At 64.8% G+C, this 26,906-nt stretch carries 23 protein-coding genes and 2 tRNA genes; 12 read left to right on the top strand and 13 right to left on the bottom strand.

Annotation, left to right across the window (positions count from 1 at the left end):
- Together J2X53_RS11310 and J2X53_RS11305 are read left to right on the top strand one after the other, a co-directional pair.
- Positions 1–2,310 carry a rhamnan synthesis F family protein gene (locus tag J2X53_RS11310; protein WP_349037593.1) on the top strand — a complete coding sequence of 770 codons (2,310 nt, stop codon included), beginning with the start codon at positions 1–3 and terminating at the stop codon, positions 2,308–2,310.
- On the top strand, positions 2,307–3,863 hold the full coding sequence (locus J2X53_RS11305; protein WP_349037592.1) for a glycosyltransferase: 1,557 nt from the start codon (positions 2,307–2,309) through the stop codon (positions 3,861–3,863). Before J2X53_RS11310 ends, J2X53_RS11305 begins: the two co-directional genes overlap by 4 nt.
- Here the strand turns inward: J2X53_RS11305 and J2X53_RS11300 are convergent.
- The 3 genes from J2X53_RS11300 to J2X53_RS11290 form a co-directional block, all read right to left on the bottom strand.
- The gene (locus J2X53_RS11300) at positions 3,847–4,572 is read right to left on the bottom strand and encodes an acetyltransferase (protein WP_349037591.1); all 726 of its coding nucleotides are present in this window, start codon (positions 4,570–4,572) and stop codon (positions 3,847–3,849) included. The genes J2X53_RS11305 and J2X53_RS11300 overlap by 17 nt on opposite strands.
- A complete protein-coding gene (locus J2X53_RS11295) occupies positions 4,569–5,690 on the bottom strand; it encodes a DegT/DnrJ/EryC1/StrS family aminotransferase (RefSeq protein ID WP_349037590.1) in 1,122 nt (373 codons plus the stop codon). Before J2X53_RS11295 ends, J2X53_RS11300 begins: the two co-directional genes overlap by 4 nt.
- A gap of 168 nt (positions 5,691–5,858) precedes the next feature.
- A tRNA-Cys gene (locus J2X53_RS11290) sits at positions 5,859–5,932 on the bottom strand.
- A 338-nt stretch (positions 5,933–6,270) separates the two neighbouring features.
- On the opposite strand from J2X53_RS11290, the gene J2X53_RS11285 reads away from it, so the two are divergent.
- The gene (locus J2X53_RS11285; RefSeq protein ID WP_349037589.1) at positions 6,271–7,389 is read left to right on the top strand and encodes an efflux RND transporter periplasmic adaptor subunit; all 1,119 of its coding nucleotides are present in this window, start codon (positions 6,271–6,273) and stop codon (positions 7,387–7,389) included.
- Positions 7,390–7,399: 10 nt separating this feature from the next.
- Positions 7,400–10,495 (top strand): efflux RND transporter permease subunit, encoded by a 3,096-nt coding sequence (locus tag J2X53_RS11280; RefSeq protein ID WP_349037588.1) that lies wholly within the window; start codon positions 7,400–7,402, stop codon positions 10,493–10,495.
- A gap of 22 nt (positions 10,496–10,517) precedes the next feature.
- On the opposite strand, the gene J2X53_RS11275 is transcribed toward J2X53_RS11280, so the two are convergent.
- Together J2X53_RS11275 and rocF are read right to left on the bottom strand one after the other, a co-directional pair.
- Positions 10,518–11,546: an ornithine cyclodeaminase gene (locus J2X53_RS11275; RefSeq protein ID WP_349037587.1), complete on the bottom strand. Its 1,029-nt coding sequence runs from the start codon at positions 11,544–11,546 to the stop codon at positions 10,518–10,520.
- A 15-nt stretch (positions 11,547–11,561) separates the two neighbouring features.
- Positions 11,562–12,485 (bottom strand): arginase, encoded by a 924-nt coding sequence (gene rocF, locus J2X53_RS11270; RefSeq protein ID WP_349037586.1) that lies wholly within the window; start codon positions 12,483–12,485, stop codon positions 11,562–11,564.
- Between the two features lie 112 nt (positions 12,486–12,597).
- On the opposite strand from rocF, the gene J2X53_RS11265 reads away from it, so the two are divergent.
- Entirely contained in the window at positions 12,598–13,029 is a 432-nt protein-coding gene (locus J2X53_RS11265; protein ID WP_349037585.1) for an Lrp/AsnC family transcriptional regulator, read from the top strand.
- Positions 13,030–13,270: 241 nt separating this feature from the next.
- Here J2X53_RS11265 and J2X53_RS11260 read toward each other — a convergent pair.
- Positions 13,271–13,345: transfer RNA gene (locus J2X53_RS11260), tRNA-Asn, on the bottom strand.
- Positions 13,346–13,404: 59 nt separating this feature from the next.
- Complete coding sequence (locus J2X53_RS11255) at positions 13,405–14,304, bottom strand: MBL fold metallo-hydrolase (protein ID WP_349037584.1); 900 nt, start codon at positions 14,302–14,304, stop codon at positions 13,405–13,407.
- A gap of 48 nt (positions 14,305–14,352) precedes the next feature.
- On the opposite strand from J2X53_RS11255, the gene J2X53_RS11250 reads away from it, so the two are divergent.
- Positions 14,353–15,675, top strand: a complete 1,323-nt coding sequence (locus tag J2X53_RS11250; RefSeq protein WP_349037583.1) for an ATP-binding protein — start codon at positions 14,353–14,355, stop codon at positions 15,673–15,675.
- On the opposite strand, the gene J2X53_RS11245 is transcribed toward J2X53_RS11250, so the two are convergent.
- From J2X53_RS11245 to J2X53_RS11235, 3 genes are read right to left on the bottom strand one after another with little or no spacing between them, the layout of a single operon-like run.
- Positions 15,672–16,325, bottom strand: a complete 654-nt coding sequence (locus J2X53_RS11245; protein ID WP_349037582.1) for an ATP-binding cassette domain-containing protein — start codon at positions 16,323–16,325, stop codon at positions 15,672–15,674. The genes J2X53_RS11250 and J2X53_RS11245 overlap by 4 nt on opposite strands.
- Positions 16,322–17,995 carry an ABC transporter permease subunit gene (locus tag J2X53_RS11240; RefSeq protein ID WP_349037581.1) on the bottom strand — a complete coding sequence of 558 codons (1,674 nt, stop codon included), beginning with the start codon at positions 17,993–17,995 and terminating at the stop codon, positions 16,322–16,324. The genes J2X53_RS11245 and J2X53_RS11240 overlap by 4 nt, the downstream gene beginning before the upstream one ends.
- Entirely contained in the window at positions 17,992–19,191 is a 1,200-nt protein-coding gene (locus J2X53_RS11235) for an ABC transporter substrate-binding protein (protein WP_349037580.1), read from the bottom strand. The genes J2X53_RS11240 and J2X53_RS11235 overlap by 4 nt, the downstream gene beginning before the upstream one ends.
- A gap of 191 nt (positions 19,192–19,382) precedes the next feature.
- Between J2X53_RS11235 and J2X53_RS11230 the strand changes: the two genes are divergently transcribed.
- Complete coding sequence (locus tag J2X53_RS11230) at positions 19,383–20,012, top strand: CDP-alcohol phosphatidyltransferase family protein (RefSeq protein ID WP_349037579.1); 630 nt, start codon at positions 19,383–19,385, stop codon at positions 20,010–20,012.
- On the opposite strand, the gene J2X53_RS11225 is transcribed toward J2X53_RS11230, so the two are convergent.
- The gene (locus J2X53_RS11225; RefSeq protein WP_349037578.1) at positions 20,009–21,226 is read right to left on the bottom strand and encodes an FAD-binding domain-containing protein; all 1,218 of its coding nucleotides are present in this window, start codon (positions 21,224–21,226) and stop codon (positions 20,009–20,011) included. The genes J2X53_RS11230 and J2X53_RS11225 overlap by 4 nt on opposite strands.
- Before the next feature lie 187 nt (positions 21,227–21,413).
- On the opposite strand from J2X53_RS11225, the gene J2X53_RS11220 reads away from it, so the two are divergent.
- The 5 genes from J2X53_RS11220 (at position 21,414) to J2X53_RS11200 (ending at position 24,898) form a co-directional block, all read left to right on the top strand.
- Positions 21,414–22,046, top strand: a complete 633-nt coding sequence (locus J2X53_RS11220; protein WP_164608672.1) for an ATP-dependent Clp protease proteolytic subunit — start codon at positions 21,414–21,416, stop codon at positions 22,044–22,046.
- Positions 22,047–22,143: 97 nt separating this feature from the next.
- A complete protein-coding gene (clpX, locus tag J2X53_RS11215; RefSeq protein ID WP_349037577.1) occupies positions 22,144–23,409 on the top strand; it encodes an ATP-dependent Clp protease ATP-binding subunit ClpX in 1,266 nt (421 codons plus the stop codon).
- A 201-nt stretch (positions 23,410–23,610) separates the two neighbouring features.
- Entirely contained in the window at positions 23,611–23,985 is a 375-nt protein-coding gene (locus J2X53_RS11210) for an NADH:ubiquinone oxidoreductase subunit NDUFA12 (protein WP_349037576.1), read from the top strand.
- A complete protein-coding gene (mlaD, locus tag J2X53_RS11205) occupies positions 23,985–24,476 on the top strand; it encodes an outer membrane lipid asymmetry maintenance protein MlaD (RefSeq protein WP_349037575.1) in 492 nt (163 codons plus the stop codon). Before J2X53_RS11210 ends, mlaD begins: the two co-directional genes overlap by 1 nt.
- A complete protein-coding gene (locus tag J2X53_RS11200; RefSeq protein WP_349037574.1) occupies positions 24,473–24,898 on the top strand; it encodes a DUF2155 domain-containing protein in 426 nt (141 codons plus the stop codon). Before mlaD ends, J2X53_RS11200 begins: the two co-directional genes overlap by 4 nt.
- On the opposite strand, the gene aat is transcribed toward J2X53_RS11200, so the two are convergent.
- Positions 24,793–25,503 (bottom strand): leucyl/phenylalanyl-tRNA--protein transferase, encoded by a 711-nt coding sequence (gene aat, locus J2X53_RS11195; protein ID WP_349037573.1) that lies wholly within the window; start codon positions 25,501–25,503, stop codon positions 24,793–24,795. The two genes, J2X53_RS11200 and aat, sit on opposite strands and share 106 nt — an antisense overlap.
- Positions 25,504–25,558: 55 nt before the next feature.
- On the bottom strand, positions 25,559–26,905 hold the full coding sequence (gene accC, locus J2X53_RS11190) for an acetyl-CoA carboxylase biotin carboxylase subunit (RefSeq protein WP_349037572.1): 1,347 nt from the start codon (positions 26,903–26,905) through the stop codon (positions 25,559–25,561).
- Between the last annotated feature and the right edge of the window lies 1 nt (position 26,906).

Here is a 26,906-nt window from a genome sequence, read left to right as displayed (position 1 = left end):
ATGGCGATATGCCTGCATATCGGACTGAACGCCTTGCGCTCGAATGCCGAGGGCTGGGGCGATCTGCAATATGCGCGCTGTCTGGCGGCCGCGCTGGAGCAGCTGGGCCATCAGACCCGGCTGTTTTTCCGCGACGAGAGCCCCGAACTGACCGGGCAGGGCGATGTGGTCTTGCGGATCATCGGGCCGCATCTGGATGAGCCGGTGCCGGACGTGCCCAACCTGCTTTGGGTGATCAGCCCGCCCAATCAGGCCTGGCTGGCTTGTCTCGCGCGGTATCAGGCGCTGTTCTTTGCGTCGGATATGCTGGCCCGGCAATGTGTCGCGCTGGGGCTGCCGGCCAGCTATCTGCCGCAGGCCACCGACACCGGCATTTTCAACCTTGCCGCACGGGGGCAGGCGCCGGTTGATATCGAGGTGAGTTTTGTCGGCAACCTGGCGCTGCGTGTGCCGCGCAGCACCGTGCGCGAGGCGATTGCGCTGGGGTTTGATGTCAGGATCTGGGGGCAGGGCTGGGACGGGGTGGTTCCGGCCCGTCATATTGGTGGCGACAGACTGGATATCGACGCCTTGGCGCAGGTTTACGCCCGCTCTCGCGTGGTGCTCAACAGCCATATGCCACATATGGCCGAGCTGGGGTTCATGAGCAACCGCAGCTTTGACGCGATGGCCTGCGGCGCACGGGTGGTGTCGGATCAGGTGCAGGGCTTTGCCGATCCGGCGCTGCCCGGTCTGACCCAGATCAGCGCGGATCAGGCGCTTGGCGAGACGCTGACACGGTTGCTGTCGGGACCGGCGGACGCGCAGGACCGGGCCGCCATCGCCGGACCGATGGCGGAGCATTACAGTTTTGCCGCCCGCGCCCGGACGCTTGCGGCAGAGGCGGCGCGGCAGCTGGCGCTTGGCCATGTGGCACCCCGCGCTTTTGCTTTGCTGCCCGCCCGTCCGCCGCGTGGCGGGGTGGTGAAAGTGACCCTCTCCGATTGCCCCTCAGACACCGAGGCGACGCTGCCCCCGCTGGCCGCGCGGCTGGATGCCCTGATCGCCTCGCATCAGCTGGAGGTGACGCTGCAGCTGGCAGACCCGACCTCGACCCCCGAGGACATCAGCCCTGAGGCGGCGATGCAGCGGGCAGCCATGGCGGTGATGCGGATCGGCGCCGTGGTCGCGCGCGAGGCGTCGCTGGCGCGGCTGACCGTGACCGGCCCCGGGGCCGAGGCCGGGTGCGGGGTCATTCATGCGGGCATGCCCGATCACCGGGCGGCGCAGCGGGCCGCGCGGGACAGGGCAACACCGCAGGCGCTTGCGGTGCTGGACACGGTCTGCGCCCGCGCGCGCCGGGTGCTGGACTGCCCGACGGGGGCGTTTCTGGCGCTGGAGGGCGGCGGGATCGACCCGGTGCAGGCCCGGATCCGGCTGCTGAACAACCGCCCGCTCTATGCCCACAGTCCAGCGGGCTTTTCGCGTGACCGGCAGAAACGGCACCTGCGGCTCTGGCCGCGCAACAGCCCGGTGGAGCTGGCGCGCCCGGTCGGGGTGTTCATCCACCTGTTCTATCCGGAGCTTGCGGCGGTGTTTCGCGACCGGCTGGCGCTGCTGGACCAGCCCTACCGACTCTATGTCTCGACCGACACACGCGCCAAGGCGATGCAGATCATGGCACAGCTGCCCGCCGCTGTGGTGCGGGTTGTGCCAAACCGGGGGCGGGATGTGTATGGCAAGCTCTACGGTTTTGCCGATGTCTACGCAGCGCATGATGTCGTGCTGCACCTGCATGGCAAAAAGTCGCCGCATGCCGAGGGCCTCGATCACTGGCTGGAGCATTGTCTGACCTGTCTTTTGCCCAACCGGGAAGAGGTGTTCCGCATCATTTCGCTGTTCCAGTCCGTGCCCGATCTGGGGCTGGTGGCGCCGCTCACCTTCAAATCGGTGCTGGCGGCGGCGCATTGGGGCGACAATCTGGACATCGCGCGCGAGTTGGTGGCGAGGATGCAGCCGCCGTGCCCGCTGCCAACCGACGCCGATCTGGATTTTCCGGTCGGCTCGATGTTCTGGGCGCGGCGGGCGGCGCTGGAGCCGTTGCTGGCGCTTGCACTGACGCCAGAGCATTTTCCGCCCGAAGCTGGCCAGCTTGATGCAACCCCGGCCCATGCGATCGAGCGGCTGTTCGGTGTGGTCTGTCAGGCGGGGGGCTACCGGCTGATCCGGGTGGCGCCGATGGGCAGCACCCAGCACAAGGCGCAGCAGATCGTCGCGCGCCGCAACGAAGATGTGCGACAGGCGCTGCAAGACGGGGTGTTCGGACCATGATGCCGCCTGTGGCCTGTGAGGGGTTTTTTGATGCAGGCTTTTATCAAGGCCAGCATGATACGCCAGTTGCCGACCCGCTGGGCCATTTCCGGGCTGAAGGGGATAGGCTTGGCCTTGATCCCTCGCCCTATTTCAGCACCCGGCATTACAAGGCGCTGTACCCCGGCTGGGCGGCGGAGGGCCATCCGACCGCGCTGGACAGCTTTCTGGCGCAGGACCGTCCGGGTGCGTGGCGCAGCCCGCACCCGCTGATCGACCCGGTGGCCTATCTGCGGCTGCACCCTGACGTGGCCGCTGCGGCGTTTTCCCCTGCAGGCCATTTCGCCCGCCATGGCGATGCCGAGGGGCGCAGCCCGTCTGACGGTTTTGATGCCGGGTTCTACCGGCGCTGTTACCTGCGGCTGCAAGAGACCTGTGCCTTTGCCCATTACATCCGTGTCGGGCAGGGCGCGGGCCATCTGCCCAGACCTGTGCTGCGCAGCCCGGAGCAGTCTGCCACTGCCATCCGGCAGGCCTTGGCCGGCCTCGCGCGCCCGATCCTGCTGGGGGTGCATGATGCGCAAGAGGCGGGCACGCCGATCCTGGTGCGCGACATCGCGCTGACCTTTGCCGCACGCGGGTTGTCGCCGGTGTTTGTGCTGCGCGATGGCGGGCCACTGGTGGCACGCTTTGCCGAGCTTGGCCCGGTGTTCGTGCTGGCCGAAGGCTGGGATGCGGCGGGGGTGTTCGCTGGCGTTCCGCGTGATGTGCCGGTGATCGTGAACAGCGGGGCCGCCGCCCAGTTGGCCCAAGGCGCGGCGCGGGCGGGGTTGCGGACTGTGCTGCTGATCCACGAGATGCGCGGCTATCTTGATGCGCTGGGTCTGGTGCCGGGGCTGGCTGCGGCGCAGGCGGCGGGGGCGCGGCTGATCGCGTCATTTCCCCGAATGGCCGAGGCGCTGCACCCCGATCTGGGCCGGTTGGAGGTGGTGCAGCCGGGCGTGACCCTGCCGCCCGCTGGGCGGGCGGATTTCCGGGCGCGCAGGCGCGTGCAAGCGGGGCGCAAGCTGTTCATCGGGGCAGGGCATGCCGACCGGCGCAAGGGCTTTGATCTGTTTCTGGACGCCGCGCAGGAGATCCATGCCCGGATGCCGGAGGCGGGTTTTGTCTGGCTGGGCGCGCTTGACCCCTGGGCGCAGGATCTGGCGCTGGCGGCGTGGGGGGCGGGCCTGCCGCTGAGCCTGCCGGGGTTCGTGACCGACTCGCTGGCCTGTTATGCGGCGGCGGCGGTCTACCTTCTGACCTCACGCGAAGACCCCGGCCCGGCGACGCTGATCCATGCGGCGGCCACGGGCACACCCTTTGTCGGATATGCCGCCGATATCGGGTTGCGCGGCACGGTGGATCCGCTGGGGCGCTTTGTGACCTGTGGCGACCGGGCCGGGTTTGTCGCGGCCGCGATCGGCTTTGCGCAGGGGGAGACGCAGGCCACGCGGCGCGCCCGGCGCGCCTTGCTGCGGCCCCATCTGGGGTTGGACCGCTATTGCGATCAGCTGCTCAAGGCGTTTGCCTGATCAGCGCCTGAAGCCGGACCCAGTCGCGCACCGGCATTGCCGGGTTGCCCATCATCCGCGCGCCGGCGGGCACGTCGCGCATCACCACCGCGCCCACACCGATCACTGCGCCGTCGCCGATCCGGATCGGGTGGCCGGGCCGACCGTTGCAGATGATGGCCCCCGAGCCAATGGTGACATGGCTGCCAATCCCGACATGGCCATTGATGATCGCGCCAAAGGCCAGCGTGGAAAAATCGCCGACGCTGACATCATGACCAATCACCGCCGCCAGAACCTGCACCCCGGTGCCCAGCACCACATTCGGGCAGATCCGCGAGGTCAGGTCGATCACGCAACCCGGCCCGAACCGGGCATCCGCCGCCACCGTGCCGGGCGTACGGTGCACGATACTGGCCAGAACCGCCCCCTCATGCGCCAGCCGCAGGGCGATGCGGGCGCGCACCGCGCCATCGCCCATCGACAACAGCACCGGAACCGCCGGAAGCTGCGCCAGCCGCTCTGCGCCCGAAATCACCGGCACCCCCAGTGTTGGGTGCGTGAAGCCATGCGACAGATCATCAATCACAGCCCGCAGCCGGACCCGACCCTGCCAGTGGGTCTGCAACACCGCCATCATCATCTGGCTGTGGCCCCGGCTGCCGTAGAGCACGACCTCATCAAAGCTGTCGACACCGCGGATCGGGGCCGGCAGTTCCGGATCTGTCATGACATCCCCCGCATCACCGCCTGCACAACCCGGTCCACCCCGGCCCGGCCCATGTCGCTGTGCAGGGGCAATGACAGATAGCGCTCTGCCAGAGCCGGGGCAATCAGGTGGTCACGGCTGGTATGCAGAGGGGCCGTCTCATAGCGGGTTCCCGGCCCGCACAGCACGGTAAACGGCGCGCGGGGCAGAATATCGTCGGCCTTCAGCGCGGCGATGACCGCAGCGCGCTGCTCTGGTGGCAGGACAAGCGTGTAATACAGATGGCTTTCCGAACTGCCGGGCCGGGGCCGCAGCAGGGACAGGCTTGTGACATCGGCAAAACCCGCATCATACCAGCGCCGCAGCTGCGCCCGGGCTGCGATCTCACCAGCCACATGGGGCAGCACCGCCAGCCCAAAGGCGGCGTGCAGCTCTGACATCTTGCCATTGATCCCCGGCCCGGTCATCCGGCCCTCCTCCAGCCCGAAGTTGCGCATCCGCGTCAGAGCCGTCGCCCGCGCCGGGTCACGCAGCACCACCGCGCCACCCTCTGCCGTGTTCAGCAATTTGGTGGCATGCAGCGACATTGCCGTCGCATCACCCCGCAGGCAGAGGTTTTCGCCCGCGATCTGCACATCCGGGGCTTGGGCTGCATCAAAGACCAGCCAGAGCCCATGCCTGCGCGCCAGATCTTCCAGTGCCGCGACATCGCAGGCGATCCCCTGAAAATGCACCGCCAGAATGGCCACGGTGCGGGGGGTGATCGCGGCCTCCACCGCCCTGGCGCAAAGCGTGCCGAACTCCGGCTCGACATCGGCAAAGACCGGGCGCAGACCGCACCAGTCAATCGCCTGAACCGACGCGGCAAAGCTGAGCGGTGGCGTGATCACCTCGCCCCCGGCGCGCAGGCCACCCAGCCGCAATGCCATCATCAGCGCCATCGTGCCAGAGGACACCAGACAGGCGGTCCCGCCGAGCAACCGGCTCAACTCCGCCTCAAACCGTGCATGCAGCGCGCCGCCATTGGTCAGACGCGCGGAGTGGAACACCGGATCCAGCAGCCGCAGAAAATCGTCCTGATGCGGCATCAGCGGTTGACCAAAGACCAACGGTGCAGGGCGGTCTGACCGATCAGACATACGGATTCAGCCTCCCCTCGGCATGCTGCGCCGCGCGATTGCAGCGCAAAGCGGCGCCCCGTCCCAGCAAAGCCCGAACGCCACCCGCAATTGGCACGCTTTTCCGCAAAGCTTCAACGGGCAATGACCCATTGGCTTTGAAGAGGCAGCATTACTGACTGAAAGATCTGGAGGCGGGTATCGGAATCGAACCGATCTTCACGGATTTGCAATCCGGTGCATAGCCTGCCTGCCCACCCGCCTCGCTGGGGGGGAATTATAGCAGCTTGGGGGGGCTTGCAAGAGCTCTGTTGCGATTGTGATGGGGGGGCGGAGGTCTGTGGGAAAGGGGAGGTCGGCGCAGGGCATGTCTTGGGTGAGGGGGTTGGGGTTTGATGGTTTGCGGGGCGTTTGCCCGGCAAATCAGCGCAAATCATGCAAAATGGCGGGTCGGTTGTTCAAATTTGCTGTACAGTATTCGCCCTTAAGCTGTGTCATCCGTATTGATATTGCTTGATCAAAGGTTCACTACATGCCGGAAAATCTTGTGCCGGACCTGTTTGTTTGTTCCCGCGCTTCCGCTGAAAAACGAGGCTTATCCATGGCAAAACGTCTGATTATCGCGATCCTCCTTCTTGGCCTGGTGGTCGGCGGGATTGTCTGGTTCAAGTATTTCCGCGACGGCATGATCGCGCAGTTCATGGCGGGCCGGGTGGCGCCGCCGGTGCCGGTGACAGTGCAGATGGTGGATCCGGTAACCTGGACGCCGGGCATTGATGCGGTAGGCACCGCCATTTCGGCGCGTGGCGTGGATCTGGCGATCGAAGCCGGCGGGCTGGTCCGCTCGATCGGCTTTGCGTCGAACGACCGGGTGACCGAGGGTCAGGTGCTGTTGCAGATTGATGATGACAGTGAGCGCGCGTCGCTTGCCGCAGCCGAAGCGGCCCTTGGCGTCACTCAGGCCGAGGCGGTGCGGGCGGCGACCCTGACCGAACGCGGAGTCGGGACCGCGAATGCGGTCGAGACGGCGCTTGCGCAGGAGCAAAGCGCGCGCGCTCAGGTGGCGCAGGTGCAGACCTCGCTGGATGCCAAGACCCTGACCGCGCCGTTTGAAGGCGTGATCGGGATTCCGCGGGTCGAGGTCGGGCAATACGTCACCCCCGGCGCGATCTATGCGACCTTGCAGGATCTGGATCAGATGTTTGTCGATTTCACCGTGCCCGAACAGCAGATCGGGGCGCTGGATCTGGGCCGAGAGATCACGGTCAGCACCGATGTCGGCTCTTTCAGTGCCGAGGGCCGGATCAGCGGGATCGAGCCTCAGGTTGACCCCAGGACCCGGCTGGTGTCGGTGCGGGCTGTTGTGGACAACCCCGGTGCGCGGCTGTTTCCCGGCCAGTTCCTGCGGGTGCGGGTGGCGATGCCTGCCGAAGAAGGGGTGATCACCGTGCCGCAGACGGCAGTGATTTCCAGCCTTTATGGCGACTCGATCTATGTTGTGAAGCCGGATGGCGACGGGCTGAAGGTCGAGCAGGCCTTTGTCACGCTGGGTCGCCGCGCGGATGACCGGATCGAAGTTATTTCCGGGATTGCGGATGGCGATCAGATCGTCACTTCGGGGCAGAACCGTTTGTCGAACGCGGCCAAGGTGGTGATTGACGACACGGTCGAGCTGTCGCCTCCGGCGGCAACACCTGCAGACTCTGCGGCCAGCGAATAAGGGGCTGAAGATGCACTTTTCCGAGCTTTTCATCCGCCGTCCGGTGCTGTCCAGCGTGCTGGCGGCGCTGATCCTGTTCCTTGGTCTTGCGGCCATGGTCAACCTGCCGGTCCGGCAATACCCCGAGGTGCAGGAAAGTGTGATCACCATCACCACCGTCTATCCCGGTGCGGCGCCCGAACTGATTCAGGGCTTTGTCACCGCGCCGATTGCGTCGGCGGTGTCGACCACGGAAAACCTTGACTATGTGACCAGCGACTCGCGGCCTTCGGCCTCGGTCGTCACGGTACAGATGAAGCTGGGGGCAGATCCCGATGTTGCGCTGACCGAGGTGATGTCCAAGGTTCAGCAGGTGCGGGGTCAGTTGCCGCAGGATACCGAAGATCCGGTGATCGCCAAGGGCACCGGCATGACATTTGCGCTGATGTATCTGGCGGTTCAGAACCCGAACATGACGCCCGAACAGCTGACCGAATATCTGGAACGGGTGGTGCGCCCGCGTGTGACCAATATTCAGGGCGTGGCACAGATGGAGATTCTGGGCTCGCAGAAATATGCGATGCGGATCTGGCTTGATCCTTTGTTGCTGTCGGCGCGTGGCGTCACGGCATCAGAGGTGCTGGCGGCGATCCGGTCGTCGAACTTTCTGTCGGCACCGGGCAAGACCGAGAATGAATACTTCTCGTATTCTCTGACGCTCGATTCCACCATCCAGAGCCCCGAAGCCTTTGGCGCGCTGCCGCTGGGGCAGGGTGACAGTGGCGTGGTGCGCCTGCGCGATGTGGCGCGGGTGGAGCTGGCCTCCGGGGCGAATGATGCCATCGTGACCTTTGCGGGCGAGCCGGGCATTTTCATCGGCATCATTCCTGCGCCGGGTGAAAACCAGCTGGATGTGGCCACCAACGTGCGGGAAGCCTTGCCGGGGGTAGAGGCAACCTTGCCCACCGGCATGACGATGTCACTGGTCTACGACTCGACCGAGACGATTTCGGCCTCGATCTCCGAAGTGTTCAAGACCATCGCCGAAGCGGTGCTGATCGTGGTGGTGGTGATCCTGCTGTTCCTGGGCTCGTTCCGCTCGGTTCTGATGCCCATCGTCACGATTCCGCTGTCGCTGATCGGGGTGTGCAGTGTGATGCTGTTGCTGGGGTATTCGATCAACCTGCTGACGCTGCTGGCGATGGTTCTGGCCATTGGTCTGGTGGTCGATGACGCGATTGTGGTGGTGGAAAACATCCATCGCCATATTGACGAAGGCATGACTCCCGCCGCCGCCTCGATCAAGGGGATGAAGGAAATCACCGGCCCGGTGGTCGCGATGACCATCACGCTGGCCGCCGTGCTGGCGCCGCTTGCCTTTACCGGCGGGCTGACCGGCGCGCTGTTTGCCGAATTTGCGCTGACCCTCGCGGGATCGGTGGTGATCTCTGGCATTGTGGCATTGACGATCACGCCGGCGATGTCGGCCCGTCTGCTGAACCATGGCGAGCCGGGGCGGTTCCAGCGGGTCGTGGACCGCACCCTTGGCGGGCTTGCCAACTGGTATGAACGCCGGGTGTCGTCTTCGCTCGATTACCGTCCGGTGACCATCCTGATGGTGGTGTCGCTGCTGGGGGCGACCGGGTTCATGTTCCTGAACACCTCCTCAGAGCTTGCGCCCGAGGAAGACAGCGGCGCGCTGTTTGCGATCATGAGCGGACCGCGTTATGCGACGCTCGACTACACCGACGCCTTTACCCAGGAGGTGAGCAAACGCACCGCCGGTATCGAAGAGGTGCAGACCTCGTTCTCGGTGGCCGGGATGGGCGGGGCCGGCAATACCGGCTTCTACATCTGGGCGCTGAAGGACTGGGCCGAACGCACCCGGGGGCAGGCCGAGATTCAGCAGCAGCTGCAAGGCATTCTGGACGGCACGCCCGGCCTGCAAAGCTACGTCTTTGCGCCGCCGTCGCTGCCCGGTTCGGGCGGCGGTTTGCCGATCTCGATGGTGATCCAGTCGATTTACGCGCCCGAGCGGGTGGTCGAAATTGCGGATGAAATCCGCAACCGCGCCATGGCATCGGGCATGTTCATCGTGGTGCAGAACAGCCTGTCGTTTGACGCGCCGCAGGTGCGGGTGACGATCGACCGTGACCGCGCCGCCCAACTGGGCGTGGCGGTCAGCGACATCGGGTCCACGCTGGGCCTGCTGGTCGGGGGGGGCGCGGTTGCGCAGTTCGACCGCGACTCGAACAGCTATGACGTGATCACGCAGGTGCCGCGCGAATGGCGTGACAACCCGGAAAAGCTGGGCGAGTTCTTTGTGCGCTCGGGCACCGGGGTCATGGTGCCGCTGTCTTCGGTGGTCAGCATCACGCCGACGGTGTCGGCGGCGTCGATCTCGCAGTTCAACCAGCTTAACTCTGCCACCCTGTCGGGGATGCCGATGATCGGCCTGTCGACCGGCGTGGCTCTGGCCGAGCTGGAGCGGATTGCGGCCGAGGTGCTGCCGGACGGGTTCTTCATCGAATATGCCGATCAGTCGCGGCTGGAGAAATCCGAAGGCAACACCATCCTGCTGGCCTTTGCGGCGGCGCTTGTGGTGATCTATCTTGTGCTGGCGGCGCAGTTCGAAAGCTTCCGCGATCCGCTGATCATTCTGATGTCGGTGCCCTTGTCGATCTTTGGCGCGATGCTGCCGCTGTATATGGGGGCAGGCACGTTGAACATCTATACGCAGGTGGGTCTGATCACGCTGATCGGCCTGATCACCAAGCACGGGATTCTGATGGTGGAATTCGCCAACCAGCAGCGTGAGGAACATGGTCTGCCACAGCGGCAAGCCATCGTGGCGGCCGCCAAGACCCGGTTGCGCCCGATCCTGATGACCACGGCGGCCATGGCTCTGGCCGTGGTGCCGCTGATCATCGCCGAAGGCGCAGGGGCTGCGGCGCGGCAGGCGATGGGTCTGGTGATCTTTACCGGCCTGCTGATCGGCACGATCTTTACGCTGTTCGTGGTGCCGGCGTTCTACACCCTGATCTCGCTGAGCGATGGCAAGTACCTGCTGCACAAGCGCAAGGTGGAACGGCAGTTCGGCGCGGATCCTGCCGCACAGGCGCACTGAACCTGAACACCGATCCTGCGCGTCACATGGCGCGCAGGATCATGCCAAACAGATCGCGCGGATCATCGGGGTCGGCGATCATGTCAAGCGGTTCGCAAAACCCGCTTTGCCCCAGTTGCGACCGGATGTAGCGCAGGGCGCTGAAATCCTCGATCGCAAAGCCCACACTGTCAAACAGCGTCACCTGCGCCGGATCGGTGCGCCCCGGCGCCTCACCCGCGATCACCTGCCACAGCTCGGTCACCGGATGATCGGGGTCCAGTTGCTGGATCTCGCCCTCGATCCGGGTTTGCGGCGGGTATTCGACGAAAATCGCCGAGCGCAGCAGAATGTCGCGGGCCAGTTCGGTCTTGCCCGGACAGTCGCCGCCCACACCGTTGATATGCACCCCAGACCCCACCATGTTGTCGGTCAGGATGGTGGCATTGGTCTTGTCGGCGGTGACGGTGGTGATGATGCCCGCGCCCAGGATCGCCTCTTCGGCGGTATGGCAGGCGGTCACGGTCAGCCCGCGCCCGGCCAGATTGCGCGCGCATTTCGCGGTGGCCTGCGGGTCCAGATCGTAAAGCCGCACCTCGGAGATGCCGCAGATCGCCTTGAAGGCCAGCGCCTGAAACTCGGCCTGCGCGCCATTGCCGATCAGCGCCATTGTGGGGGTCTTGGGGGCCAGCCATTTGGCGGCCATGGCAGACGTTGCCGCCGTGCGCAGCGCGGTCAGGATGGTCATTTCCGACAACAGGAGCGGATAGCCGGTCTCCACATCCGCCAAAAGGCCAAACGCGGTCACGGTTTGCAGCCCCTTTTTCATGTTGCCGGGGTGGCCGTTCACATATTTGAAGCCATAGGTTTCACCATCAGAGGTGGGCATCAGCTCGATCACCCCGACATCGGAATGCGAGGCGATGCGCGGGGTCTTGTCAAACTGCGGCCAGCGGCGGAAATCGGCTTCGATCTCGGCGGCAAGGTCCACCAGCACGCGTTCGATGCCCAGATGAAGAACCAGCTTCATCATGTTGTCCACGCTGACAAATGGCACAAGGTTGAGGGTCATGTGATCTGCTCCCCGTCACTTGGCGCGGGTCGGGCGGTCAAAGACCTTTTTGCCCATCAGACTGCCGACCAGATCCACCATCAGCCGCGCGGTGACGCCGCGATCATCCAGAAACGGGTTCAGCTCCACCAGATCCAGACTGGTCACCAGCCCGCTTTCATGCAGCAGTTCCATCACCAGATGCGCCTCGCGAAAGGTGGTGCCGCCGGGAACCGTGGTGCCGACAGCGGGCGCGATGGCGGGGTCAAGAAAATCGACATCCAGGCTGACATGCAGCATCCCGCCCGCGCTGCGGACCTTGTCAAGAAACGCCCGCAGGGGGGCTACCACGCCATGCTCGTCCAGCACCCGCATGTCGTTGATGGCAATGTCATGCTCCAGCAGCGCGGCATGTTCGGCCGGATCGACCGAGCGGATGCCATAAAGGCAGATCCGGTCCGCCGGGACCGGGGCTGGAAACGGCGGAAACACCTCAAACCCGGTGCGACCCGCAATATAGGCGACCGGGGTGCCATGCAGATTGCCGCTGGTCGTGCTGAGCGGCGTGTGGAAATCGGAATGCGCGTCCAGCCACAACAGGAACAGCGGCCGCCCGTTGCGGCTGGCATAGGCCGCAGCCCCGGACACTGACCCCAGCGCCAGCGAATGATCGCCGCCCAGAATGATCGGCATCGCGCCTTGGCTCAGCGCGTCATCCACCTTGGTGGACAGAACCTGCGTCCAGCCCAGCACCTCGGCCAGCGAATGCACCGCCGGGTTGGGGCAGGGCGGCGCGTCCACCTCGGGGCAGGTCAGATCGCCCCAGTCCTGCACGCTGTGGCCCTGACCGCCAATCGCCTGCGCCAGCCCGGCGACACGGTAAGCGGCAGGCCCCATCAGACACCCGGGGCGGCGTTGGCCCGCGTCAATCGGGGCCCCGATGAGAATGGTGTTTGGCATGGTGGCATCCTTATTGTTTGTCACAGGATTGCGCATAAAGATGGTGGATTCACCCGGCGTCCTGTGCAAACTGCACAGGAGTTTGCACCAAATGGCGAAAGGGTTGCGCAAAATGGACGATACAGACACCCGCCTGCTGTCAGAACTGCGCCGCGACGGGCGCGCGGCGATTTCCGATCTGGCCGACAGCCTCGGCCTGTCGCGCGCCACGGTGCGCGCCCGGATGGAACGGTTGGTGGAGCGGGGGGAGATCGCGGGCTTTACCGTGGTCACCCGCGCCGACGTGACCGCCGCCCCGGTGCGTGCGCTGATGATGATCGGGATCGAGGGCAAGGGAGCCGAGCGCACCATGGCCCGCCTTGCCGGCCTGCCCGCCGTGCAGGCGGTGCATTCCACCAACGGCCGCTGGGATCTGATCGTCGATCTGGCCACCCAGACCTTGCAGGAGCTGGACGAGGTGATCTTTCGCATCCGCAACATCGACGGCGTGATGACAAGCGAGACCAACCTGTTGCTCTCCACCCGCAAGGCCGGGCGACGATAGAGGGTTAAGCGCGGGGCAAAGGCTGAAGACGCTGACCCGCCGGTTTTCACGCTGACAGAAGCTGACCCCCATTATCGCCTGTCGAAAATGCCAGAAACACAGCGGCGAAACCCGCTGAATTCAGCCCCGGACAGGACGGTTCAAAACCAGATGTCAGATCATGAGAAACGGTGTGTCAATCCAAAGCGCTGTGTTTGAAAGGGATGGAATTCTTCCATCAATTCAAATTACTAGCTTACTTTGGCTCCGGCGGTAGGGATCGAACCTACGACCAATTGATTAACAGTCAACTGCTCTACCGCTGAGCTACGCCGGAACACGTGGGCCGTATAGCAAGTGGTTTTGGGGGCGTAAAGGGGATTTCCGGAAAAATCGTTACAAGGAGTCAGTTCGGGTGAAAATTGTGTCCGGGCCGGGGATATCCTGGCAGGTGACAACGTTTCTGGCCGCAAGATCAATGAGATGCGCCAGCACGTTTCTGATGGCGGCGGCGTGCAGTCCGGGGGGAATGTCGTGATAGATCCGGCGGGTCAGGTCTGTGGGGGTGGCTGGTGCGGGGCGCAGGGCGGCCAGCACCTCGGCTTCACGGGCGCGGCGGTGATCGGAGAGCGCTTGCAGGCGGGCTGCGACCTCGGGCACCGCCGGGCCGTGGCCGGGCAGCATCAGACTCCAGCGCTCTGACATCAGGCGGTCGAGCGACGCCATATAGGCTGCCATGTCACCATCGGGCGGCGAGATCAGGCTCGACGCCCAGCCCATGGCGTGATCGCCGGACAACAGCACATCGCCAAAGCCCAGGCAGATATGGCCGCCCATATGGCCGGGGGTGTGGATCACCCGCAACAGCGTGTCACCGCAAGGCAGCACCGTGCCATCGGTCAGCTGCCGGTCGGGACGAAAGCTGAGGTCGGCACCTTCACCGCCGCCGGCAAAACCGCTGTCAGCCAGACGTTGCATCAACGGGCTGCGACCTGAGCGGGCATCGCCAAAGGCGAGGACGGGGGCCGCCGTCAGGGCAGAGAGCCGGGGGGCGGCGGCAGAATGGTCATTGTGGGCATGGGTGACCAGAATTGCTGTCACTGTGTCAGTCGGATCAAGGGCCGCCAGTATGGTCGCCAGATGCTGTTCCTCTGCCGGGCCGGGGTCGACCACGATCACGCCGGCGCCGTGCCCGAGGATATAGGTGTTGGTCCCCGGTCCGGTCATCGCCGACGGGTTGGGGGCCAGAATCCGGCGGATGCCCTGTGCCACCTGCTCTGCTACTCCCGCCTGCATCTTCGTTGCCCGCTTTCATTTGCCGTATTGCCCGGCTAGGCTAGCGGCATGCGCCTGAGCCTCAAGCCCTTTTTGCCCCGCAGCCTGTTCGGCCGTGCCGCGCTGATCCTGATCGTGCCGACGGTCACGATTCAGCTGATCGTGTCGGTCGCCTTTATCCAGCGCCATTTCGAAGGCGTGACGCAGCAGCTGGTGCATGGCGTGGTGATGGAGCTGGCGCTGATGCGCGACGTGCTGGATGCGGCAGACAGTCTGGAGGCGGCGCTTGCGGCGGTGCAGCCGCTGGCCGAGGCGGTGGAGATCGGGGTCGAACTGCCGGCGCGCTCGGTTACGCCAACCGACCGGCGCGACTGGTGGGATCTGACCGCGCGTCCGGTGATCGCCGAGCTGCGCGAGCGTTTGCCCTATGTGCTGTCGATTGATCTGGCCACCGTAAGGGGCACGGTCCTGCTGGCCGAACAGACCCGCCACGGGCCGATCCTGTTTTCCCTGTCGCGCACGCGGGTGTCAGCGTCAAATCCGCATCAGCTGCTGGTGATCATGATGCTGGCCTCGGTGCTGATGACGCTGATCGCCTATATGTTCCTGCGCAATCAGTTGCGGCCGATCAAGCGGCTGGCCGAGGCGGCAGAGGCGTTTGGCAAGGGCGAGGCGGTGCCCTACCGTCCGCGCGGTGCGCTGGAGGTGCGGGCAGCGGGGGCGGCGTTTCTGGACATGCGGTCGCGGATCGAACGCGCGATTGAAACCCGCACGCTGATGCTGTCGGGGGTCAGCCATGACCTGCGCACCCCGATCACCCGGCTGCGGCTGGGTCTGTCGATGCTGCCCGAGGATGATGAGGTGCAGGCGCTGTTGTCGGATGTGCGCGAGATGGAGCGGCTGGTCGATGAATTCCTCGCCTTTGTCCGGGGCGATGCGATGGAAGAACCGGTCGAGGCTGATCCGGCGCAGATTGCCGCGCGCATCGTCGATAATGTGGCGCGGTCAGGCCATAGCCTTGACTGGGAATCGCGGCTGATGACGCCGGTCATGCTGCGCCTGCGGCCGCAGGCGGTGCAGCGGGCGGTCGAGAACCTGATCGGCAATGCGTTTCGTCATGCCGACAGCGTCCGGCTGACGCTGTCGGCCAATGACCGCAGCCTGCGGTTTGTGGTCGAGGACAACGGGCCGGGAATTCCCGAGGCGCAGCGCGAGGCGGCGATGGCGCCCTTTACCCGGCTGGGGGCCGCGCGTGACCCCAACCGGGGCGGCGGGGTGGGCTTGGGCCTGTCGATTGCCGCCGATGTCGCGCGCAGCCATGGCGGGCGGCTGATTCTGGGCCGGTCCGAGGCTTTGGGCGGGCTGCGGGCCGAGCTGATTTTGGCGCGCTAAAGCGTGACCGGGGTGCCAAGCGGGGTCACCACGCGTCCTCCGGCGGCCTGTGCGTCTTCCGGGTCATGCGTGACCAGCACCGCCGGCAGCCCCTCCTGCCGGATGCGTGACAGCACAAAGCTGCGGATCTGGGCGCGCAGACCGGCATCCAGCCGCGAAAACGGCTCATCCAGCAACAGGGCGCAGGGTCGGGCCAGCAGGGTGCGCATCAGCGCCACCCTAGCGCGCTGCCCGCCCGACAGGGTGGCGGGATCCCGCGCGGCAAAGCCCGACAGACCGGCCTGATCCAGTGCGGCATCGACCTGCGCGCGCCGGGCGCTCCGGCCTTTGACCGCGGGCGGCAGCGCAAAGGCCAGATTGGCGCCGACCGACAGATGCGGGAACAGCACATCATCCTGAAACAGCAGGCCGACCCGGCGCAGATGCGGGGGCAGGGTGGTGATGTCGCGCCCGGCCAGAATCACCCGGCCCGTGGTGCGGAAGGCGGGGGCAAGCGTGCCCATCATCGCAGCCAGCGCGGTGGATTTGCCCGATCCGGAGGGACCCATGATGGTCAGCACCTCGCCGGGGGCGATGGTCACGTCCAGTGCCACCACCCGGGTCTGGCCCTGGGTGATCTGAAGGGTCTGCAGCTCCAGCACGCCGGTCATGCGCTTACCGCCATGCCACGCCGGTTGCGGAACAGCACCGCAGGCACCAGCAGCGCAAGGGCAAAGCCAAGCGCGGGCAGCACCATCTGCAACAGCGCATAGGTGCCGATCAGCCGCCGGTTGCCGCCCGACGACAGAGCCACGGCCTCGGTCGTCAGGGTTTCCACCCGGCCGCCGCCGATCAGCAGCGTTGGCAGATATTGCCCGACCGACACCGCCAGCCCCACCGCCGCCGCCGTCAGCACCGGGCGCAGCAGCATGGGCAGGCGCAGCCGCCAGAACACCCGCGCGGGCGTTGCCCCCAGCGACAGACCGGCGACCGAGATGCGGGGATCCCAGGCGCGCCACGCCGGGGCGAGCGACAAAAAGACGTAAGGCAGCACAAACACCAGATGGGCGGTGGCCACGGCCAGCCAATGCCCCTCGACCCCGCTGCGCAGGGCGGCGATCTGCAACCCCGGCAGAAACGCGACTTGTGGCACCAGTAGCGGCAGATAGAGCACCCAGAGCGCGCCCGCGCCGGGGGAGAGGGCAAAGCGGTGCTCTGCCTCCAGACAGGCGAGCACCAGTGCCAGCGACAGCGCGGTGGCGGCGACAGCGATCATCAACGTCAGCCCGCCGGTGCTGGCCAGATCGGGGGCGGCGCGCATCCATGTTTTCAGCGACAGCGTGTCGGGCAGGGCATCGGGAAACTGCCACAGCCCGGCCACCGACCACACCGCCAGCCCCGCCAGCCCAAGGATCAGCGCCGCCGCCGTCGCCGTGCCGGTCAGCACCGCAACCAGCCGCGCAAGCGCGTCTAGCGCATGGGCGCGCAAGCCGTTTTCGGCAAGGCGGATCAGGGCCAGCCCGGCGATCCGCTCGGCCAGAACCCAGGCCAGAAGCGCCGCGATGACCACCGCCAGTTGCAGCACCGCCCCTGCGGCGGCTGTCGCCCGGCCGGTCAGCATCGGGTCGGCCATCCAGATCACGACCTGCCCCGACAGGGTGGCGGGCCGGGTCGGCCCCAGGATCATCGCCATTTCCACTGCGGTCATCGAATAGGCCAGAACCGCATAAACCGGCAGGCGCAACTGGCTGTAAAGGCTTGGTAATACCGAAATCACAAAAGCCGCGATCCGCCCGGCGCCCAGGCTTTGCGCCACATTCATCCGCCGCGCCACATCGGCTTGCGGCAGGGCGGCAAGGGCCATCAGGAACAGGAACGGCACCTCTTTGGTGACCAGCCCCAGCGTCAGCGACAGGCCGTAAGGGTCGTTCAGGATCAAAAGGTCCGGCGGCTGGGTCCAGCCGGTGGCCCAAGGGGACAAAAGCCGCGCAATCCAGCCCGAAGGGGCGATCAGAAACGCCAGCCCAAGCGCCGCTGCGGCATGGGGAACTGACAGCAGCGGGGCCAGCAGATGCTGGATCAGTGCAAAGATCCGCGTGCCCCACAGGCTCGCGACCAGCAACAGCGTGACCGCCAGCGACAGGGCGGTGGCCGCAACACCGGTGGTCAGCGACAGCCAGACCGCAGGCGACAGGCCGGGCCAGTCAAGAAGGGCGCGAAAGCCCTTGGCATCATTGGCAAAAGCCGGAATCAGCGTGCCCAGCAGGCCCGCCGCCACCGGCACCACCAAGAGCGCCAATGTCAGCCGGGGGGCCCACCGTAGCGGGCCGCCCATGATCATTGGGCGACGCCGTAGCGCTGCATCCAGTCTTGCCCGATCCGCACCATCCAGCTGCCATGCGGCTCCAGCAGCGCGGGGCCAAGATCGGCGGGCGACAGGGTGGCAACACCCAGTTCCAGCGCGTCAAAGCGGGCGCGGTCTGAGTCTTCAAGGGAAGAAAGGTCCAGAACCGTTTGAAATCCCAACACATCCGGGTCTTGGGCGCGGGCCTGAATCTCGGGATCCAGCAGCAGATTTGCCACCACTTGCGCGCCCGCCTGATGGGCTGCGTTGAACGGGATCGCAACAAACGACGCGTTGCCGATGGTGCCGCCGTCGAAGGTGAAGGTGCGCACCGTATCTGGCAGGGTTCCGGCAGCAATTTCGGCGCTGGCGCGACCGGGGTTGAGGGCGAAACCGATGTCGACCTCGGCATCGGCCAGCAACTGCCCCAGCGCCGGTTCGTTCTGCGGATAGGCCTTGCCCGCGCGCCACAGCGCCGGAGTGACTGCATCGAGCCAGTCCCACATCGGGGCGATGGTCGCCTCATATGTGGCCTCATCCAGCGGCTGTTGCATCACTGACGGGTCGGCCAGCGTGCCATAGGCCACCTGTTTGAGAAAGGTGGTGCCCAGATAATCGGGCGGCTGCGGATAGCTGAAGCGGCCCGGGTTGGCCATGATAAAGTCTTTCAGCGCATCCAGACTGCGCGGCGGTTCGGGCAGGCGGGCGCTGTCATACTCGAACACGAATTGCGCCATGGCCCAGGGCGATTCATACCCTTCGGTCGGCAGGGTGAAATCGGTGACCACGGCGGGTTTGCCCGCCACATCGACCAGTGGCCAGTTCGGCAGGCTGGTCGCGAAGGGGCCGAACAGCAGGCCCTGCTCCTTCATCGCGGCAAAATTCTCGCCGTTGATCCAGATCAGATCGACCGCGCCGCCCGTGACCGTTCCCGCATCGCGTTCGCCCAGCACCCGCGCGACGGCATCGGCGGTGGAGGCGAGTTTGACATGTTCAATCGTCACGCCATGCCGGGCCTGTGCCTGTTCGCCGACGAAGGCAATGAAATCATTGATCTTTGGATCACCGCCCCAGGCATGCCAATAGACCGTCTGCCCCTTTGCCGCATCAAGAATGCTGTCCCAGCTGGTCTGTGCCTGAGCCGGCAGGGCGAAGAGGGCGGCGGAGGCGATCAGGAAATGGCGTCTGTGCATGGTAACCCCTGTGTGACGGCCTTTGGAGCGGCCCGTTTGCCCGCTTGTCGCGGGATACCCCTTCGGGATAGGCAAGGCAAACCCCCGCGCGCAAGCGTATTTCGCCGGACACAACCGTTCGTGAGGCCGGAGGGGGCTGGACGACAGGGTGACGCCCGGCAATGATCCGGCCCATCAAGGAGACCTGTGCAATGCTTGACGGAGCCATGCGCCGCCTGATCGACCCATCGTTGAACCGCACCGGGCGCTGGCTGGCGGCGCGCGGGGCGACGGCGGACGGGATCACCCTGCTTGGGCTGGGGTTCGGGCTGGCGGCGGCGGGGATGATTGCCGGCGGTCTGCCGGGTTGGCTGGCGCTGGTGCCCTTGCTGATCGGGCGGGTGCTGGACGGGCTGGACGGCGCGGTGGCGCGGGCCACGTTCAAGACCGATTTCGGCGGCTATTTCGATATTTTCTGCGACTTTGTTTTTTACGCCGCGATTCCGCTGGCCTTTGTGCTGCGTGATCCGCAGGCAAACGGCGTGGCGGGCGCGTTTTTATTGGCAGCTTTTTATACAAATGCGGCCAGTTTTCTGGGCTATGCCATCATTGCCGCCAAGCGGCGGATGAGCACGACGCAGCAGGGTGAAAAGTCGCTGTATTACGCGGTTGGCCTGCTGGAAGGCACCGAAACGATTGTGTTCTTTGCTTTGCTTTGCCTGTTTCCCACGATTTTTCCCCCCGCAGCGCTGGTGTTCGGCGGGCTGTGTCTGGTCACAGCCTCGGCTCGCGTGGTGTTGGGGCGGCGGGAGTTCTTTGATGCGCCGTCGGGGCGCGATTAGACCAGACCCTGCTGAACCAGCGCGCGTGCGGTCTGGTGAAAGCGGAAAAATCCTTGTGTGGCATGCGGCCAGAGTGCGGCATCATAGGGCCGCATTGCCCGCACCAGACGGATGTTTTCCGCCGCCAGTCTGGTGTCGAGCGACGCCAGAAGGCTCGCCACCGGGCCGACCGGAGCGAAGGGCGTGACGATCTGGGCAGCCCCGCTTTGCCGGGCCCAGGCCACCAGCGCATCGACCGCGCCCGGGCCCTGTACCGGACCATGCAAGGTGGACAGATCTGCGGCCAGACGGCGGCTGCAATCGGTGACCGCACGGCGCAGGAACTCTTTGATCAGTGGCGAGACCGGGCGGGGGGAACGGGCATCGGGGGCCAGCAGAAAGGCCGTCGACAGCGGGCGCAGGCCCACCTGTAGCAGCCAGTCGGGCGACAGATCGTCTTCGTGCAGCAACAGCGCGGTCGGCAGGGTGCGGTTCCACAGCCCGCCTTGCGGGCAGGGGCCGGGCACCGGGCTGGGGGGGGCGGCAACCGGAAAAACCCTTTGTGCCAGACCCTTGGGCCAATGGCGCCCATCGCTGAGCGTGGTGATCACCTCGGCCTGTGCCAGGTATTGCTTGCCCGGGGTGTGCAGCCCGGCGACCCAGCGCCAGGACAGCGTGTTTGCGGCAGGGTCGCCATCGAGCAGATGGCGCAGAAAGAAATCCGCCCCCAGCTGCCAGGGCAGGTGCAGGGTGTAGATCCAGATCGAGGCAAAGCACATCCGCTGGTGATTATGCAGATAGCCGGTCGCGGTCAGATCGCGCGCCCAGTGATCAAACCCGTCAATGCCGGTTTGTCCGGTGCAGGCGGCCTCAAAGGTGTGGGCCAGAGGGCGGTCGCGGTCGAGCCGGGCGAGGGATGCCGCCACACCGGCCTGCGTCTCGCGCCAAATCTGCGGCCGCATCTCCAGCCAGCCTTTCCAATAGGCGCGCCACAGCACTTCGGCGACAAAGGTATCGGCGCTGTCACCGTGCGCGTCGCGCGCGGCGCGGATCACCTCGGCCTCGGTCAGCAGACGGCTGCGCAGATAGGGCGACAGCTGCGAGACATGCGGGTGGCCGGGCCGGTGCAGGTTGCGGTGCTCTGCATAGGCGCTGCCCGCATGGGGAATGAACTGTGCCAGCTGCGCAAGGGCGCAGGCGCGGGTTGCGGCGGAAAAGGTGGGTGTCATCTGCATGGTCAGCGGGAGCTAGCGCACACGACCCCGTGATCAAGTCCGCCGCATGCCGTGATTCGTTGCATTGCCTTCCGGGCCTTGCGGAAACGAAAAATCCGCCTGCCCTTGCAGCCCCCGCATCGCCCTACTAAGACTCTGTCAACGACAGCCCCGTATTCACCTATCAGACATCCAAGAGGCAGGCCCCATGCGCGACCCCGTTGATCACTACATGAACACCCTTGTCCCGATGGTTGTCGAACAGACCAGCCGGGGCGAGCGGGCCTATGACATCTTCTCGCGCATGCTCAAGGAGCGGATCATCTTTCTGTCCGGCCCGGTGCATGATGGCATGTCGTCGCTGATCTGTGCGCAGCTGCTGTTTCTGGAGGCGGAGAATCCGTCAAAGGAAATCAGCATGTACATCAACAGCCCCGGCGGTGTGGTGACCTCTGGCCTGTCGATTTATGACACCATGCAATACATCAAACCCAAGGTATCCACCCTGGTGATCGGGCAGGCGGCCTCGATGGGCTCGCTGCTGCTGACCGCTGGCGAAAAGGGCATGCGCTTTTCCCTGCCCAACAGCCGGGTCATGGTCCACCAGCCCTCGGGCGGGTATCAGGGGCAGGCGACGGATATCATGATCCACGCCCGCGAGACCGAGAAACTGAAGCGCCGGTTGAACGAGATTTACGTCCATCACACCGGCAATTCCTATGAAACGGTCGAGGCGGCGCTGGAGCGTGACAACTTCATGTCCGCCGAAGATGCCAAGGCCTGGGGTCTGATCGACGAGATCGTGGCCAGCCGTGGCAAGATGGATGACACGACGAAGTGACGCCTTGCCCCCCGGACCTTGCGTCCGGGGGGCGATTTGACATTGTGGAGGGTCCGGGCTTGGCCTAGACTTGTCCCGACAAGGCTTGAGGAAACCCATGGCGAACAATTCCGGCGACAGCAAGAACACGCTTTACTGTTCCTTCTGCGGCAAAAGCCAGCACGAGGTGCGAAAGCTGATTGCCGGTCCCACCGTATTCATCTGCGATGAATGTGTGGAACTTTGCATGGATATCATCCGTGAAGAGACCAAGGCCACCGGCCTGAAATCGACCGATGGGGTGCCGACACCGCGCGATATCTGCAAGGTGCTGGATGATTACGTGATCGGCCAGATCCATGCCAAGCGGGTGCTGTCGGTCGCGGTTCACAACCATTACAAGCGGCTGAACCATTCATCGAAATCCGATATCGAGCTGTCAAAGTCCAACATCCTGCTGATCGGCCCGACCGGCTGTGGCAAGACCTTGCTGGCCCAGACTCTGGCCCGGATTCTGGATGTGCCCTTTACCATGGCCGACGCCACCACACTGACCGAAGCGGGCTATGTCGGCGAGGATGTCGAGAATATCATCCTGAAACTGCTGCAAGCCTCGGAATACAATGTCGAACGGGCGCAGCGCGGCATCGTTTATATCGACGAAGTCGACAAGATCACCCGCAAATCCGACAATCCCTCGATCACCCGCGATGTGAGCGGAGAGGGCGTGCAGCAGGCCCTGCTGAAGATCATGGAGGGCACTGTGGCATCGGTGCCGCCGCAAGGGGGCCGCAAACATCCGCAGCAGGAATTCCTGCAAGTGGATACCACCAACATTCTGTTCATCTGTGGCGGCGCCTTTGCCGGGCTTGAAAAGATCATTGCCCAGCGGAACAAGGGCTCGGGCATTGGCTTTGGGGCCGATGTGAAAGACCCCGATGCGCGCGGCGTGGGCGAGCTGTTCAAGGAGCTGGAGCCGGAAGATCTGCTGAAATTCGGGCTGATCCCTGAATTTGTCGGCCGTCTGCCGGTGATCGCCACGCTGACCGATCTGGATGAGCCGGCACTGGTCACCATTCTGACCGAACCCAAGAATGCTCTGGTCAAACAATACCAGCGCCTGTTCGATATCGAAGGGGTGAAGCTGACCTTTACCCCCGACGCTCTGGTGGCAATCGCGCGGCGCGCGATCAAGCGCAAGACCGGTGCGCGCGGCCTGCGCTCGATCATGGAAGACATCCTCTTGGACACCATGTTCGAGCTGCCCGGGATGGAGGGCGTGCAGGAGGTCGTGGTCAAGGAAGAGGCGGTGAATGCCGGGGCCAAACCGATGCTGGTCTATACCGAAGCGCCGAAGAAAAAAGAAACCGCCAGTGCAGGCTGACTGACGGGGATCGACGGACACAAAGGCGCGGGCTGGTCCCGCGCTTTTGAATTTTCGCAGAAAATTCGATCTGATGGCCGGGATGATTTTTCTGCGAAAAATCGCGCAAACGCCCGCTGGTGGCGCAGGGGGCACGCGTGCTGCCCCTAGACCTTGCCCGCCATTTCCGCCATATCAGGCACAAGCAACCGGAGGCTCCCGATGTATTTCCTCAAGCGCCTGCTCACCTGGTGGAACAGCCAGACGATTGGCACCCAGATCTTTACCGCCCGCAAAGGCATAAGGGTGGGCGAGGATGATCAGGGCAACATCTATTACCAGACCGCTGACGCGAAAAAGCGCTGGATCATCTACAATGGCGAGATGGAAGCCTCGCGCGTGTCGCCCGACTGGCATGGCTGGCTGCATTTCACCTGGGATCAGCCGCCGACCAAATCGCCTCTGACCCATAAGGTCTGGGAAAAGCCGCATCAGGAAAACCTGACCGGAACCCAAGGCGCTTATGCGCCTGCAGGGTCGCTGCGCCGCACGGCGCCGGTGGCCCGTACCGATTACGAAGCGTGGCAGCCCGAATAATGGCCTCGGAACGCGCTGAAATTCTGGCGGGCGCTGCGGTGCTGGCTGTGGCGGTGGGTTTTCTGGCCTATGCCGCCAATTCTGCCGGGCTGATGGCGCGGGTGGGTGAGACCTATCCGCTGACCGCCAGCTTTCGGGCGATGGACGGCATCAGTGTCGGCTCTGATGTGCGGATGGCGGGGATCAAGATCGGCACCATCAGCGACTTGCGTCTGAACCCGCAGACCTTTTTTGCGGATGCCACGATCCGGCTGCGCAGTGACATCCTGTTGCCAGACGACAGCGCGATCCTGATTTCCTCCGAAGGGCTGCTGGGCGGCAATTTTGTTGAAATCGTGCCCGGTGGCTCGCTGGATAACCTCGCGCCCGGCGATGAGATCGAGGATACCCAAGGGGCTGTCAGCCTGATCACCCTGCTGATGAAGTTTGTCGGCGGCGGGTCGGATACTCCGGCGGCGACAGAGGCGGCGACAGAGGCGCCCATAGAATGAAGCGGTTGTTGCTTTTGGCGCTGCTGCTGGCCCCGGTGCCTATGGCGGCGCAGGATATGGCCTCTGCCCCCGGTGGCACGTTGCGGTTTCTCGACAAGGTGACGGGCCGGGTGCAGGATCTGTCCTTGTCGCGCGGGCAGTCGGTGGCGCTGGGGCGTCTGACGGTGCAGATGGATGAATGCCGCTTTCCCCGCGACAACCCGGCTGCGGATGCGCAGGCACATGTGACCGTGGTGGATACCACCGCCACCCGGCCGATGTTTACCGGCTGGATGCTGGCCTCCAGTCCGGCGCTGTCGGCGATGGATCACCCGCGCTATGATATCTGGGTGCTGTCCTGCGACTCCGGTTTTGTGGCCCCCGAGGTGACCGAGCCAGAGGAAGACCCGGACGCGCCACTCGAAGAAATCAACGAAGGATAGGGCGCATAGCCGGGCGGATCGAACCGCGCCGGCTGGCGCAGGGCGCGGTCAAGTCTGCGGTGGTATTCAGCGCGCGGGATTTCTGTAGCGCCAAGGCTGGCCAGATGCGGGGTCAGGAACTGGGTGTCGAACAGCGTAAAGCCGCCCGCCCGCAACCGGTGTACCAGCCAGGCCAGTGCGATCTTTGACGCGTTCGTGCGGCGAGAGAACATCGATTCGCCAAAGAACGCCGACCCCAGAACGACGCCATAGACGCCGCCGATCAGCTGCTCAGCCTCCCACACCTCCAGACTATGCGCGCGACCCTCGCGGTGCAGCGCCTGGTACAGGGCAAAGATCGGGGGGTTGATCCAGGTTTCCGGGCGGTCAGCGCAGGCCGCAACCACGCCCGAGAAATCGGTGTCTACCGTCACCTGATACTGGCCGCGCAGCACAGCGCGGCGCAGCGAGCGCGAGATGTGGAACTGGTCCAGATCGAACACGCCGCGGCGTTTGGGGTCGACCCAGTGGATCTCTTGTGATGTGGCCGAGTCTGCCATTGGAAAAATTCCCATGGCATAGGCCTGCAACAACAGGTCGGGTGTGATCTGCAAGGAGTCTGTCATGTCACAGCCACTGTGTGACGGGCGGCGGGGGGGCAGGCCGCCCCCCCGTCTGGGCTTAGCCGAACTGGGCAGCCAGCCATTTTTCCAGCCAGTGAATGTTGTACTCGCCCGACTGGATGTCAGGCTCGTTCAGCAGGGCATCGAACAGCGGCACCGTGGTCTCGACCCCGTCGATGATCAGCTCGCCCAATGCGCGGCGCAGGCGGGCCAGTGCTTCGGGCCGGTCGCGGCCATGCACGATCAGCTTGCCGATCAGGCTGTCGTAATAGGGCGGGATCGAATAGCCGGAATAGAGCGCCGAATCCATCCGCACGCCAAAGCCGCCGGGGGCGTGGAACATCTGCACCTTGCCGGGGCAGGGCGAAAAGTTCGGCAGCTTTTCGGCGTTGATCCGCACCTCGATGGCGTGGCCATTGATCTCCAGCTCGTCTTGCGTGAACGACATCGGCAGGCCCGAGGCGACGCGGATCTGTTCGCGCACCAGATCAACGCCGAAGATGTACTCGGTGACCGGGTGTTCAACCTGCAACCGGGTGTTCATCTCGATGAAGTAGAACTTGCCGTCTTCATACAGAAACTCGACCGTGCCCGCGCCGATATAGTTGATCTTGGCCACCGCTTCGGCACAGATCTTGCCGATGTCGGCGCGCATTTTCGGGGTGATCGACGGGCCGGGGGCCTCCTCAAAAACCTTCTGGTGGCGGCGCTGCAAGGAACAGTCGCGCTCCCCCAGATGCACGGCATTGCCCTTGCCGTCGCCAAACACCTGAATCTCGATATGGCGCGGTTTTTGCAGGTATTTCTCGATATAGACTTCGTCATTGCCAAAGGCATTCTTGGCCTCGGACCGGGCGGTGCGGAACGCGACTTCCAGTTCGGCGGCATTTTTCGCCACCTTCATGCCGCGTCCGCCGCCACCGGCGGTGGCCTTGATGATCACCGGAAAGCCGATCTTTTCCGCCACGCCGATCGCGGTCTCGAAATCGGGCACGCCACCGTCGGACCCCGGCACGACCGGTATGCCCAGCTCCATCGCGGTGACCTTGGCGGTGATCTTGTCGCCCATGATGCGGATATGTTCGGCATTGGGGCCGATGAAGGTCAGGCCGTGATCCTGCAACGCTTGCGCAAAGCTGGCGTTTTCGGACAGGAAGCCATAGCCCGGATGCACGGCTTGCGCGCCGGTGATCTCGCAGGCCGAGATGATCGCGGCCTTGTTGAGATAGCTTTCGGTGCTGGAGGCCGGGCCGATGCAGATCGACTCGTCCGCCATGCGGACATGCATGGCGTCGGCGTCGGCGGTGGAATGGACGGCGACCGATTTGATCCCCATTTCGCGGCAGGCGCGGATCACGCGCAGCGCGATCTCGCCCCGGTTGGCGATCAGGATTTTTTCAAACATC

This window comes from Pseudotabrizicola sp. 4114 (assembly GCF_031457365.1).
GTDB lineage: Bacteria > Pseudomonadota > Alphaproteobacteria > Rhodobacterales > Rhodobacteraceae > Pseudotabrizicola.
Note: the sequence above shows the minus strand (reverse complement) of the source record. Positions and strands in the feature narration are given on the sequence as shown.